The 13,117-nt window shown below is 70.3% G+C and carries 11 protein-coding genes; 5 read left to right on the top strand and 6 right to left on the bottom strand.

Annotated features, from left to right (window positions below; translation table 11 throughout):
* Positions 1-54: 54 nt before the first annotated feature.
* Both ACGRHY_RS06850 and ACGRHY_RS06845 read right to left on the bottom strand, forming a co-directional pair.
* Entirely contained in the window at positions 55-2,103 is a 2,049-nt protein-coding gene (locus tag ACGRHY_RS06850) for a glycoside hydrolase family 31 protein (RefSeq protein ID WP_394634506.1), read from the bottom strand.
* A gap of 83 nt (positions 2,104-2,186) precedes the next feature.
* Entirely contained in the window at positions 2,187-3,200 is a 1,014-nt protein-coding gene (locus tag ACGRHY_RS06845; protein WP_394634505.1) for a LacI family DNA-binding transcriptional regulator, read from the bottom strand.
* Between the two features lie 261 nt (positions 3,201-3,461).
* On the opposite strand from ACGRHY_RS06845, the gene ACGRHY_RS06840 reads away from it, so the two are divergent.
* Positions 3,462-5,378 (top strand): acyl-CoA dehydrogenase family protein, encoded by a 1,917-nt coding sequence (locus tag ACGRHY_RS06840; RefSeq protein ID WP_394634504.1) that lies wholly within the window; start codon positions 3,462-3,464, stop codon positions 5,376-5,378.
* Between the two features lie 121 nt (positions 5,379-5,499).
* Here the strand turns inward: ACGRHY_RS06840 and ACGRHY_RS06835 are convergent, their stop codons facing one another.
* The 4 genes from ACGRHY_RS06835 to ACGRHY_RS06820 all read right to left on the bottom strand — a co-directional run bounded on the left by ACGRHY_RS06835 (position 5,500) and on the right by ACGRHY_RS06820 (position 9,094).
* Positions 5,500-6,000 carry a hypothetical protein gene (locus tag ACGRHY_RS06835; RefSeq protein WP_394634503.1) on the bottom strand — a complete coding sequence of 167 codons (501 nt, stop codon included), beginning with the start codon at positions 5,998-6,000 and terminating at the stop codon, positions 5,500-5,502.
* Between the two features lie 31 nt (positions 6,001-6,031).
* Positions 6,032-7,816, bottom strand: a complete 1,785-nt coding sequence (locus tag ACGRHY_RS06830) for an alpha/beta hydrolase (RefSeq protein WP_394634502.1) — start codon at positions 7,814-7,816, stop codon at positions 6,032-6,034.
* A gap of 9 nt (positions 7,817-7,825) precedes the next feature.
* Positions 7,826-8,278 (bottom strand): hypothetical protein, encoded by a 453-nt coding sequence (locus ACGRHY_RS06825; RefSeq protein ID WP_394634501.1) that lies wholly within the window; start codon positions 8,276-8,278, stop codon positions 7,826-7,828.
* Between the two features lie 318 nt (positions 8,279-8,596).
* Entirely contained in the window at positions 8,597-9,094 is a 498-nt protein-coding gene (locus tag ACGRHY_RS06820; protein ID WP_394634500.1) for a MarR family winged helix-turn-helix transcriptional regulator, read from the bottom strand.
* Positions 9,095-9,179: 85 nt separating this feature from the next.
* Between ACGRHY_RS06820 and ACGRHY_RS06815 the strand changes: the two genes are divergently transcribed.
* The 4 genes from ACGRHY_RS06815 to ACGRHY_RS06800 all read left to right on the top strand — a co-directional run bounded on the left by ACGRHY_RS06815 (position 9,180) and on the right by ACGRHY_RS06800 (position 13,000).
* The gene (locus ACGRHY_RS06815; RefSeq protein ID WP_394634499.1) at positions 9,180-10,112 is read left to right on the top strand and encodes an EamA family transporter; all 933 of its coding nucleotides are present in this window, start codon (positions 9,180-9,182) and stop codon (positions 10,110-10,112) included.
* 5 nt (positions 10,113-10,117) lie between these two features.
* Entirely contained in the window at positions 10,118-10,771 is a 654-nt protein-coding gene (locus ACGRHY_RS06810; RefSeq protein WP_394634498.1) for an NAD(P)-dependent oxidoreductase, read from the top strand.
* Positions 10,772-11,210: 439 nt separating this feature from the next.
* Positions 11,211-11,636 (top strand): hypothetical protein, encoded by a 426-nt coding sequence (locus ACGRHY_RS06805; RefSeq protein ID WP_394634497.1) that lies wholly within the window; start codon positions 11,211-11,213, stop codon positions 11,634-11,636.
* Positions 11,636-13,000, top strand: a complete 1,365-nt coding sequence (locus ACGRHY_RS06800; RefSeq protein WP_394634496.1) for a hypothetical protein — start codon at positions 11,636-11,638, stop codon at positions 12,998-13,000. Before ACGRHY_RS06805 ends, ACGRHY_RS06800 begins: the two co-directional genes overlap by 1 nt.
* Positions 13,001-13,117 lie beyond the last annotated feature (117 nt).

Below are 13,117 nucleotides of genomic sequence, written 5' to 3'. Positions count from 1 at the left end.
GATGCGATCCGCCGGCGCCGCCGTTCCCGTTGCACCCGGGAGCCGCCAACCACCTCAGTCCTCCTTCACCGGAAGCCGGGCGCCGTCCCGCAGGAACAGCGGGATCCGCTCCAGCGGCGCGGGCACGGTGACCGGCCCGCCGCCGGGGTACCTCTCACCCGTCCAGGCGTCCGTCCACTCCGCCCCGGCCGGCAGGTGCACCGTGCGCTCCCGGGCGCCGGCCTCCAGCACGGGCGCCACCAGCAGATCCGGCCCGAACAGATAGGCGTCGTCCACCTCCCAGGCGGCCGGATCGCCGGGGAACTCCAGGAACAGCGGACGCATCGGCGGCAGCCCCTCGGTGTGGGCGGCGCGCATCTGCTCCAGCACGTACGGCCTGAGCCGCTCGCGCAGCCGCAGGTACGCCTCCAGGATCTCCCCGGCCTCCTCGCCGTAGGACCACACCTCGTTGGGCCCGCCGGTCATGTCCGGGCCCAGCGGCATCCCCGGATCGCGGAAGCCGTGCAGCCGCATCAGCGGAGAGAGCGCGCCGAACTGGAACCAGCGCACCATCACCTCGCGGTAGGCCGGATCGTCCGGGTCGCCGCCGTGGAAGCCGCCGATGTCGGTGTTCCACCACGGGATGCCCGACAGCGCGGTGTTGAGGCCGGCCGCGATCTGGCGGCGCAGGGTGGCGAAGTCGGTGCCGATGTCACCGGACCACAGGGCGGCGCCGTAGCGCTGGGAGCCCGCCCAGGCCGACCGGTTCAGCGAGACGATCTCGGTGACGCCCTCGGCTGCCAGGCCGTCGTGGACGGTACGGGCGTTCTCGCGCGGGTAGAGGTTGGACACCTCCGGCCCCGGACCGGCGTGGTAGCGCAGATTGGCCGCGAAACCGGGCTTGAGCTCCGGCTCCCCGGCGTCCAGCCAGAACGCCGTGATGCCGTACGACAGGTAGTTCTCCCGGATGCGGGACCACACGAAGTCACGGGCGTCGGGGTCGGTGGCGTCGTAGAAGGCGACCTGGACGGGCTCGGCCACCCCCTTGTCCGGCCAGTCGGCGTGAGCCATCGGCCCGTACTCGGTGCCGATGAACAGGCCCTGCTGCTCCATGGGCCGGTGGTTCTCGCTCAGCGGCGAGACCGACGGCCACACCGAGACCACCAGCTTCACCCCCAGCCCCTCCAGCTCCTTGACCATGGCGGCCGGGTCGGGCCACTCGGCCGGGTCGAACCGCCACTCGCCCAGGTGCGTCCAGTGGAAGAAGTCGCAGACGATCGCCGACAGGGGCAGCCCGCGCCGCTTGTACTCCCGTGCCACCGAAAGCAGTTCGTCCTGGGTGCGGTAGCGCAGCTTGCACTGCCAGAAGCCGGCCGCCCACTCGGGCAGCATCGGACTGCGGCCGGTGGCGGCCGAGTAGCGGCGCTGGGCGTCGGCCGGGTCGCCTGCGGTGATCCAGTAGTCGATCTGGCGGGCGGAGTCGGCCACCCAGCGGGTGCCGTTGTGCGCCAGCTCCACCCGCCCGACGGCCGGGTTGTTCCACAGCAGGGTGTAGCCGCGCGAGGAGGTCAGCACGGGGATGGAGACCTCGGCGTTGCGCTGGACGAGGTCGATCACCGCGCCCTTGTGGTCCAGCAGCCCGTGCTGGTGCTGGCCCAGCCCGTACAGCCGCTCGCCGGAGTAGGCGGCGAAGCGCTGCTCCAGGCGGTGGTAGCCGTTGCCGGTGGCGGTGTGCAGCCGGGAGCCGGGCCACCAGAAGTGCGCGCGGTCCTCGGCCAGCAGCTCGGCGCCGTCGCCGGTGCGCACGAAGCGCAGCATGCCGTCGGTGCTCACCACGGCGGTGATCGCACCACAGGTCACCCGCGCGTGGTCGTCCTCGATCCGGATGTCCGGCCCGGAACCGGCGGGCGGCGGACCGGCCAGGAGGGCGCCGGGCAGTCCGTCCAGGACCGGGCCGCCCAGCCGGGCGCGCACTCGTACGGCGTCCGGACCCCAGGGCTCGACGCGTACGGTCTCCTGCCGCCCGCGCCACTCCAGCGCGCCGTCGCGCGTGCGGAAGGTGCCGCGGGTGGGGGAGGACTGGGCCAGGGAGGAGGGAGGAGGGGAGAAGGCGGGTGTGGACACGGGGCTCCTGAGGGGCTCGTCGGGGTGCGGACCGGTCGGGCGGGAAGAGCGGGGAGAAGCGGGGGAGAACGGCGGGTGAGGGGTCAGCGGGCGGCGGGGGCCGGGCCGGAGCTTGCCCGCACCGTCAGCCGCGGGGGCAGCAGTTCCAGACGCTCCCCGCGCTCCCCGCGCACCCTGGCCATCACCAGCTCCACCGCGCGGCGGCCCATCTCGTGCGCGGGGATGGCCACCGAGGTCAGGCGCACGGACGCCTGGACGGCCACCTGGTCGGGGCAGATGGCGACCACCGAGACGTCCTCGGGCACGGCCCGGCCCTGCTGGCGCAGCAGGCTCAGCAGCGGGTCGATGGCGGCCTCGTTCTGCACGACGAAGCCGGTGGTGCCGGGACGCTCGTCGAGGATGCGCGAGAGCGTCCCGGCCATCGCCGCGTAGCTGCCCTCGCACGGCCGGTGCAGCAGCCGCACGCCCAGTTCGGCGGCGCGGGCGCGCAGTCCGTCGCGGGTGCGCTCGGCGAAACCGGTGTGCCGCTCGTAGACGGCGGCCGCCTCGCCGACCACCGCGATGTCGCGGTGGTCCATCGCGGCCAGGTGCTCCACGCACAGTGCGCCGGTGGCGGTGAAGTCCAGGTCGACGCAGGTCAGCCCGGACGGGTCGGCGGGGATGCCGATGAGCACGGCGGGGCGCCGGGTGTCGCGCAGCAGCGGCAGGCGGGCGTCGTCCAGCTCGACGTCCATCAGGATCATCGCGTCGGCCAGTCCGCTGCCCACCACCCGACGCACCGCCTCCGGGCCCTCCTCGCCGGTCAGCAGCAGCACGTCGTGGTCGTGGGCGCGGGCGGTGGTGGCGACGGCCAGGGCGATCTCCATCATCACCGGCACGTACATGTCGGTGCGCAGCGGCATCATCAGGGCGATGATGTTCGACCTGCTGCTGGCCAGCGCACGCGCACCGGCGTTGGGGTGGTAGCCCAGCTCCCGGATGCTCTGCTCGACGCGTTCGCGGGTGGCGGCCGAGATGGAGCGCTTTCCGCTGAGGACGTAGCTCACGGTGCTGGCGGAGACTCCGGCGTGCCGGGCGACCTCGGCGAGGGTGACCATGTGCTCTCCAGGACGGTGCGGGAAGCGGCTGAGGTGAAGCGCTTCGACAGGGAATCTGCGGACCGACCCTAAACCCGACCTGACCGCCTGTCCAGATGCTGTGCGACGGGTTGTCGAAGCGCTTCAACAGGTGGTCGCATACGGGTGCACCGCACCTCGGAAACGGTACGTACCGTGCGCAACGGGTACACGCATCGCGCAGCACCCGTCGGCAGTTCCCGGCAGTTCTCCGCAGTACCCGGCAGTGCGAGGTGAACCGTGATGACCGTCTCCGAACGCGAAGCACGACAGGTGGCCGAGGCCGCGAGGGAGCAGGACTGGCGCAAGCCGAGCTTCGCCAGGGAACTGTTCCTCGGCCGCTTCCGCCTCGGCCTGATCCACCCCCACCCCCGGCCCGCGGACGCCGACGCCCGGCGCGGCGAGGAGTTCCTCGCCAGGCTCCGCAACTTCTGCGAGACGGAGATCGACGGCCCGCGCATCGACCGCGAGGGCCTGGTCCCCGACGAGGTCGTCAAGGGGCTCAAGGAGCTCGGCGCGCTCGGCATGAAGATCGGTCCCGAGTACGGCGGCCTGGGCCTGAGCCAGCTCCACTACAACCGCGCCCTGGCCCTGGCCGGGTCGGCCAGCCCCGCCGTCGGAGCGCTGCTGTCCGCGCACCAGTCGATCGGTGTGCCCCAGCCGCTGAAGATGTTCGGCACCGAGGAGCAGAAGAAGGCGTTCCTGCCGCGCTGCGCCCGGGGCGACATCTCCGCCTTCCTGCTCACCGAACCGGACGTCGGCTCCGACCCGGCCCGCCTGGCCACCACCGCCGTACCCGACGGCGACACCTACGTCCTGGACGGCGTGAAGCTGTGGACCACCAACGGCGTCGTCGCCGACCTGCTGGTGGTCATGGCCCGCGTACCGGCCTCGGAAGGCCACCGGGGCGGCATCACGGCCTTCGTCGTCGAGGCCGACTCCGAGGGCGTCACCGTGGAGAACCGCAACGCCTTCATGGGCCTGCGCGGCATCGAGAACGGGGTCACCCGCTTCCACCGCGTCCGTGTTCCGGCCGCCAACCGGATCGGCCCCGAGGGCGCCGGTCTGAAGATCGCGCTGACCACCCTCAACACCGGCCGCCTCTCCCTGCCCGCGATGTGCGCCGGTGCGGGCAAGTGGTGCCTGAAGATCGCCCGCGAGTGGTCCGCGGCCCGCGAGCAGTGGGGCAAGCCGATCGCGTACCACGAGGCCGTCGGAAGCAAGATCTCCTTCATCGCCGCGACCACCTTCGCCCTGGAGGCCGTCCTCGACCTCGCCTCCCAGATGGCCGACGACGACCGCAACGACATCCGCATCGAGGCCGCCCTCGCCAAGCTCTACGGCTCGGAGATGGCGTACGAGATGGCCGACGAACTGGTCCAGATCCGCGGCGGACGCGGCTTCGAGACCGCCGACTCCCTCGCCGCCCGCGGCGAGCGCGGCGTACCGGCCGAGCAGATGCTGCGCGACCTGCGCATCAACCGCATCTTCGAGGGCTCCACCGAGATCATGCACCTGCTCATCGCCCGCGAGGCCGTCGACGCCCACCTGTCGGTCGCGGGCGATCTGGTCGACCCCGACAAGACCCTCACCGACAAGGGCCGCGCCGCCGTCCGCGCCGGCGGCTTCTACGCCCGCTGGCTGCCCAAGCTGGTCGCCGGCCCCGGCCAACTGCCCGGCTCCTACCGCGAGTTCCACCCCGCCGGCCACCCCGACCTGGCCGCCCACCTGCGCTACGTCGAGCGCGCCTCCCGCCGCCTGGCCCGCGCCACCTTCCTGGGCATGTCCCGCTGGCAGGCGAAACTGGAGGGCAAGCAGGGGTTCCTCGGGCGGATCGTGGACATCGGCGCCGAACTGTTCGCCATGAGCGCCGCCTGCGTGCGTGCGGAGATGCTGCGCGCCCGCGGCGAGGACGGCCGCGCCGCCTACCAGCTCGCCGACGCCTTCTGCCGCCAGGCCCGCCTCCGCGCCGAGGAACTGTTCGGCCGACTGTGGGACAACACCGACGACGTGGACCGCAAGGTCGTGCGCGGCGTCCTGGGCGGGGTCTACACCTGGCTGGAGGAGGGCGTCGTCGACCCCTCCACTCCCGGCCCCTGGATCGCGGAGGCCGCCCCCGGCCCCTCCACCCGCACGGACGTCCACCGTCCCATCCCCTGATCGCTGCTGACCACGGGCCGGAAGCCGGCTCCGACCGCATCCGGCCCGGTGGAAGGAGGGTCGAGCATGAGGGGCGCGGCCGCCGGTTCCGGACCGGTCGGCACCAGGGCCGTCCGGGGCGTCAGTACTCCCTGACCCTCTCTCCACCGCGTGTCGAGTAGCATGCGGAGACGACATTGACGACCAGCATGGGTTTTCTTTTCTCCCCGCTCTCCGCCCAGAACTCCACGTTGACGGAGAATTCCTTCCCGGTGTGGTCGGCCGTCAGTTCAAGAGTCTTGGCCCGACTGCTGTTCCTTCCGTATTCGACGATCTTCCACCCCCTCTTCGGGAGTTCTTCCTTGAGACGCTCCATGGCTCTTTCGAGTTCGTTCCCGGTGGGAGCCGTGAGGGTCCACGGGTGAATCATTCTGAAGAATTTATCCCGATCCCTTCCTTCGCACACCGCGACTCCTGGCCCCGGCTCCGACACCTCTCCCCTGACGGCGATCAAATTAAGCACCTCGCTGGAGACGTCCTTGGTGTCGGCCTTTACCTCCTCCACGCTTCGGGTCTTGACCTCTTGCGAAGTTCTGGGTTCATTCGTTTCTGTCATGCTGCATCCAGTGATCGCGGTGAGCATTCCTGCTATCATTAAAACCGAGCTGCGCAGTCTATTTCTCAATTTCAACCCTGTCGTACTGCCCTGCGACAACCGCTGCCTGATTCTTCAGGCTCTCGGTGCCCGGGTCCCAGTAATCGCTGTGCCCCGTCGTGTCTGTGCTCATCTGATTCGCGCCGAACAGTTCGTCGCTGGGGATGATGAACGTGCCGCCACCGAACGTCCACTGGCTTCCGCCGTGGCCGTAGCGGCCGATGTCGGGAACCACGTCCCCGTCTGCCTCTTCATTCCATACATGCCCGGGCGGTGCGTCCAGGTCCCTTGCGTGCCCTACCTGCACACCGGGGCTTCCTACGAGCACCACGTCATCCGCATTGAGATCGCCCTGGCGAGCCGCTGAACCGATGAGCGTGGTGCCGTATGAGTGGCCGATTGCTGTTCGGTGACCGCCTGATTCAGTGCTGTTTGACGCTTCAAGGCCATCCAGAAACCTGTTGAAGGCAGGCGCCCCATCGTCTGCGTAGTGGCTCATGGGTGCGTCCTTGACAATACTCTGCGGAGCCTCATAACCGAGCCATGTAATAGTGGAGACACTTTGGCCTTGAGCCATCGCCTGACTCTCCCGCCAGAGGCTTGTCATGCGATTTATGTCTCCCCCGATGCTTCCGAGATTCGACGTGGTGCCGGGAATGTACACGGCGACGCGGTCAGCTGTGTCCGGATTTCCGTTGGCGACGATCGACCGGCCGTTCCCTTCCGGGGAAAACTCGAGGAGGTAGGCATCCGGCAGTCCCTCTTCGCCGGTGGCGTCGAAACGGTCCTGGATGGCCTGCATCCCCTTCAAGGCGCCCTCGAGGTGCTCCTTCCTGTCCCCGTATTTCTCGTTCCACTCTCCCCAGGCTGCGGTCTCGGCTCTGACCGCGTGATTACCCCGATAGTCCTGGAAATACCTGGCGGGCTCGGGAGGAATGGATCTGAGTTCCGTCTCGTACCGGCCGCGTTTCTCGGCGAGGACGGCCCGATTGGCTTCGTCCCGGACCTCTGCCGGGAGGCCGTCCAAAGCGCCGACGCCGGCGGGAAGGAGAGAGACGTAGTCGTCTCTCTCGGTGTCGGAGAGTCCCTTCCACCACTTGGCGTTCTCCTCCGGGGTGCCCTCCTTCGGAGGGGGTTCGATGCCGTCCAGATAGTCCTTGGCGGCTTCGCGGACGCCGCGCATGTCCTTCTGGGCGTCCGCCCAGTCCTTGTGCGAGACGGTGAGGTCGTCGTCCGCCTTCAGCTTCCGTAACTTCGGGGCCCACTTCGAGTCGGCCTCTGTGGCCTCCTCCACGGCCGCCGCGATGCGGTTGGCGTACCCCTTCGCGCGAGCGTAGTTCGGGTTGGGGCCGAACATGGCGGCCTGGTCCTGGACCGACTGGGCCGCGCCGTAGGTGGTGCCCTTGACGGTGCCACCCTGGGGGATCTTCCCGTCGACCTTTTCTCCCGCCGCGGGGTAGGTGACCGAGCCGTCGGGCTCCACGGTGAACTTCTCGCCCTGTACGTCCTCGACTGCGGCGTCGAGCTTCTTCCGGGCTGCTCGCAGGTCGGAGACCAGCCCGTTGAGAGCCGTACTGAGCAGACCGCACTCCACCTGGGCGTAGTGGAAGTTCTTCGACAGCTCCCGAAGCTGCCCAAGGGCGGCATCCGCCGCCTCTCCTTCAAGTGCTCCCCGCATCTTCGCGGTGATCTGCTGGTCGATGCGATCTTTGGCCTGGCAGGCCATGTCACTGGTGGTGCGGTAGCCGTCCGCCGCACCTTCGAACAGCGAGAGCTTGAGGCCTCTGAGCGTCGTGTAGTCCACTGGCCCGGGTCACCGACCCTGGTCCTGGCCGCCGACGGCGGGAGTGTCCTTGTACCGGCCGTCCAGACCGTCGAACGCCTTCTTCACATCGGCGTCGTTCACGTCATGGTCGTCGCCGGCCTTCTCGAGCTGTGTCCTCAGCGTGCCACATCTGCCGCTCACGTCCTCCAGGTAGCGCTTCCAGGATCGGTACACCTCCAACTGCGCCGCGCCGCTCTGCACCCCGTCGACGGTGTCGCCGTCCGACCCGAGGCCCTCTTGCGTCTTCTCGAGCGTCCCCAGAGCCTTCCTGATGTCTCCGCGCAGTTCCCCGATGCCGCCCCCTGCCATGATCCAGGCGGCCCTCTCCGATTTCAGGTTTCCGGACCAGCCGTTGCCGTCCTTGTCGGCGCCGGCGAGACGCATGCTCGTACCGTGCGATGCGTTGCGCACCATTTCCGCCCACTCGTCGTCCCAGGACACGGACTCCCCGCTTCTCTCCGGCCTCGACCGCACGGCTCGTGTGATCAGTTCGCTGCGGAAAGTTAGCACCCTGTCGCAGTCACGGCTTGAGCACTTCTACTCATCTCCCGTCCGGATGACATGCTCGACATCGAGCAGGCCGCCCGTGACGCCGATCACGGCTGGGTGCTGGTCTCCGGGGCAAGGGTCCGGGGCTGCAGCCCCATGGGCGGCTACCCCGCCGCGGGGAGACCCGCGGCGCGGGCCAGGGCGCGGGCGAAGGTATCTCGCATCCTGCGGGCAGGGCGGCTTCCCGCAGGCACCGTCGGCGCGCCCGGCTCAGTCCACCCGGTCCCCGAGGGACTCCAGCAGCTCGCGCAGCAGCCCGGCGAGTTCGCCGCGCCGGGCGCCGGTGAGTCCGGCCAGGACGCGGTGCTCGGTGGCGAGGTGGTCGGGCAGTACCCGGTCGATCAGGGCGTGGCCCTCATCGGTGAGGGTGACGTGCACGCCGCGGCCGTCCGTCTCGCTGGGGGAGCGCGCCACCAGGCCGCGCGCCTCCAGCCGGTCCAGACGCTGGGTGATGGCCCCCGAGGTGACCATGGCCGAGCGCATCAGCTCGGCCGGGTTCAGCCGGTAGGGCGGCCCGCTGCGGCGCATGGTGGCCAGGACGTCGAAGGAGGCGTGGTCCAAGCCGTGGGCGGCGAACGTGCGGCGCAGTTCGGCGTCGATCAGCCGGGAGAGGCGGCCCAGCCGCCCGATCACCCCCATCGGGGAGGCGTCCAGGTCGGGGCGTTCGCGGGCCCACTGCTCCAGCACTCGGTCGACGTGATCGGCCATGGCCTCACCCTACTCGGTTCCTTAGCGGTGAGAGATGCGTCACTCGCCATGGCCAGATCTCTTAGCATTGAGATACTTTTGCTTAGTGCTAAGTAATCGAGCCGGAATCCTGCTGGCCACCGCCCTGGCCCCGGCCATCTGGGGCACCACCTACCTCGTCACCACCGAACTGCTGCCTCCCGACCGCCCACTGCTGGCCGCCGTCCTGCGTGCCCTGCCCGCCGGGCTCCTCCTCCTCGCCCTCACCCGCCGCCTGCCCACCGGGCAGTGGTGGTGGCGCGCGGCCGTGCTCGGCGCCCTCAACATCGGGGTGTTCCTCGCGCTGCTGTTCGTCGCCGCCTACCGGCTCCCCGGTGGCGTCGCGGCCACCGCCGGAGCGGTGCAGCCCCTGATCGCCGCGGGGCTGTCCGCCGCCGTGCTGGGCGAGCGGTTCACCGTCCGCACCGCGCTCGCAGGGGTGGCGGGTGTGGCCGGGGTCGGTCTGCTCGTCCTGCGGGCCGACGCGAAGCTGGACGCGGTCGGCGTCGCCGCCGCGCTCGGCGGCGCGGCCGTCATGGCCACCGGCGTCGTCCTCAGCAAGCGGTGGAGCGCGCCCGCGCCCCTGCTCGCCGTCACCGGCTGGCAACTCGTCGCGGGCGGGCTGCTGCTGCTCCCCGTCGCCCTGGCCACCGAGGGGCCGCCGCCCGCCGGGCTGACCGCCGGCAACCTGCTCGGCTACGGCTACCTGTCGGTCGTCGGCGCGGCACTCGCCTACGCCCTGTGGTTCCGGGGGATCCGCGCCCTGTCGCCCACCGCCGTCACCTTCCTCGGCCTGCTCAGCCCGCTGGTCGCCACCGCGCTCGGCCGGCTGGTGCTCGGCCAGCACCTGACCTGGGCACAGACGGCGGGCGCACTCACCGTCCTGGCCGCCCTCGTCGCAGCCCGGACCCGGCCCCGTTCTGCCGGCGGCGCACCCGCCGGGCCTGCTGTGCCCGCTGTATCCGCCGAAGTCAAGACTCCCGAATCCCAGAGGAGTTGAAAGCCATGAAGACCATGAACATCACCGTCTTCGGAGCCACCGGCAGCGTGGGCGGCCAGGTGGTGGCCGAGGCGCTGGCCCGGGGCCACCGGGTCACCGCCGTCGTCCGTGACGCGGCCCGCCTGCCCGAGCTGCCCGCCACTGCCCTGGGCCGTACCGGCGACGCCCGCAGCGCCGAGGGCGTGGCCGAACTGAGCACCGGTCAGGACGTGGTGGTCGGCGCCACCCGCCCGGCACCCGGCCGTGAGCGCGAACTCACCGTCACCACCCGGACCCTGCTGGCGGGCGCGGCCGGAGCAGGCACCCGGTTACTGCTCGTCGGCGGCGCCGGAAGCCTGACCGTGCCCGGCACCGGTGGCCGCACCGTCCTCGACGACCCGCGGTACCTCCACCCCGACTGGCGGGTCGTCGCCGAGGCCGGCGCCGAGCAACTGGCGGTCTGCCGCGCCGACACGTCCGCTGCGGACTGGGCGTACCTCAGCCCGCCCGCCCGGCTGGAGCCGGGGGAGCGTACCGGCCGCTACCGGCTGGGCGCCGACGAACTGATCACCGACGCCGAGGGCGTCTCCCGCATCACGGTGGCCGACCTGGCGGTGGCCCTGCTGGACGAGGCGGAGAATCCCCGGCACCGCCGCAGGCGGTTCACGGTGGCGCACTGACCCGGGAACCGGTACGTGTCCGGCTCCCGCCGGAACTCGCGGAGCGTGGGCGACGACATTCCGAACCGCCTGCGGTACCGGGCCGAGCGCGGTGTATCGGCAGCCGCGCTCGGCCGGTACGCGCTCTCGGCCGGGCCCGGTCAGGTCGTGCAGTCCGCGTTGACGCGGATGTAGTCGGTGGCCAGGCCGAAGCCGCAGACCGTGGCTTCGGCCCGTCCGACGACCGGGCCGTGTCCCGCGCCATGGCCGGCCGGCTCCGGTATCGATGCTCCGCTCGTGCCTTGTGGCGGACCGGTCCGCGCGACGGCGGTTGTCGGAAACCAGCCGGTATGCCTTTGCCCCGCAGAAGGCCGTACTACAGGATGCCTCTGCAACAGCGGGGGCCGTGCCAGTGGAGGCAGAGACCGGCTCGCCCCTGGCCGGACACATGAGGGGGAGCATGTCGTTCGACGACGAGTGGAATCAGCTCGTGGCGGAGGCGAACCGCAGGCGCGAGGCGCAGACACGGCTCGCGTCCGCGGAGGGTGGTGGCCGGGGCGGGGCCGACCTGGGGAACGCGGACTTCGGGCTGGAGGACGGACCGGTCCGGTCGAAGGCGTCGGGCATCCGCACGGTCAATACCGACGCCCGGTCGAAGTCGAGACTGGCCGATGCGCGGGCGGCGGGAACAAGTCACTCCGGTTGGCTTGCCGGTGCCGCGAGCGACGACTGCGTGAACGCCTGGCAGAAGCGGCTCCACGGTCTGAGCGACCTGGTCGAGGACGCCGCCGACGCGCTGACGAAGGCGATGGACCAGCAGATCGACCAGGACCGCTCCACGGCGGCCGGACTTCGGTCATCGGCCCGCTGGCTGGAGGGCGCCTGATGGTCTCCGTCCCGGAACTCGACACAGCCAGTCCCCGGAAGTGGCGGGACGCCGCCGACGACGCGGTGGCCGCGGCGAAGCAGTGCGACGGACTCGCCTCGTACGCCCGTGACGAGGTGGCCGGGACACTCCGGACCTGCTGGGTGGGCGACACCGGCAAGGCAGCCCGCAGCCGCTTCGTCAGGCACGCCGACGACTACGAAGCGGCCGCCGTCGCCTTACGCGCCCTGGCGCGCGTCTACGACGATCTCGCCGACGACATCGCCGACGCGCAGAGGGACCTGCGCAGCGCGCTCGACTACGCGCGCAGGCACGATCTGAAGGTGGACGACAGCGGCCGTGTGCAGTCGGCCCAGTCCGTCATGGGTCCCAAGGGCGGTACCGAGCACCTGGAGCCGGTGAAACACGCCCGCGACATCATCTCCGCCGCGCTGTCGAAGGCCACCCGGGCGGACATCGAGGCCGCGCGGGCCCTGCGCACCATCGGAGGTCTCACCGACATCGGTGACCCGAAGCTGGTGGGAGACGCACTCAAGGACGACAGTCCGCTGGGCATCGCGCTACGCCTGTCGGGCGGGCTCGACGGGCTCCGCCGGATCAACGTCCCGCCGGCGGTCCTCGCCGCGGTGGACCGGGCCGCGCTGGAGACGGGTATGAGCCGGAAGCTTCTGCTGGCCGTCCTGTGGCAGGAACAGCAGTGGCACCAGAACCACAGCCCCAGCCTGCGCGGACCGGTCACCGAGTTCGGCCGGCTCTTCAACTGGAGCCTCGCCGTTGGACCGAAGCCGGACAAGTCGCTGGGGATCACCCACATCAAGCTGGAAACGGCGCGGGAGGTTCTGGAGAAGAACCGCGAGGTGTTCAAACTGACCGACGGACGGTACATGAGTGAGCTGACTGACGCCGAACTCGCTGCCGAGATCGAGGCAAACCCCCAGTTGGACGTTCGGCTCAGCGCCTACCACCTGAAGGAGCTCAAGGAGGATCCATACGGTTCCAGATCGGACAAGGACCTCTTCGTGCTCTACGCCGCCGACACTCCCGGGGTCCGGGAGTTGAACGAGATGTACGGCGATGAATCCGGACGGCGCGGAGGCGATATCAAGTCCCGAGGTGAGAACTGGGACAGGATCGAACCGCACCTGGAGGACGCCATGGCGTGGGAAGCTCTCGGTGACGAAGATCGCGCTCAAGCCGTGGAGCAGTTGAAGTCGCAGACCCCGGTGCCGCGAGACATCTATATTGAGCCGATCTACAGCGACGATGACCCGGTCGGCGGTGTTGGCGAGAAGGATCCCGATCTCGGTCCGCCCACTCCGTCTCCGAGCCCGGCTCCGTCCCCGACTCCCCCAGCGGGGGGCTGAGGCATGCAAAGAATCGTGCCGACTCTGGCCTCATGTCTCCTGGCGGTGGTGCTCACCGCCTGCTCGTCATTCACGCGAGAGGATCCGGAGCCGCTTACCCCTCTCCCTGGGAGCGTT

The organism is Streptomyces shinuiensis (genome assembly GCF_043660855.1).
GTDB lineage: Bacteria > Actinomycetota > Actinomycetes > Streptomycetales > Streptomycetaceae > Streptomyces.
Note: the sequence above shows the minus strand (reverse complement) of the source record. Positions and strands in the feature narration are given on the sequence as shown.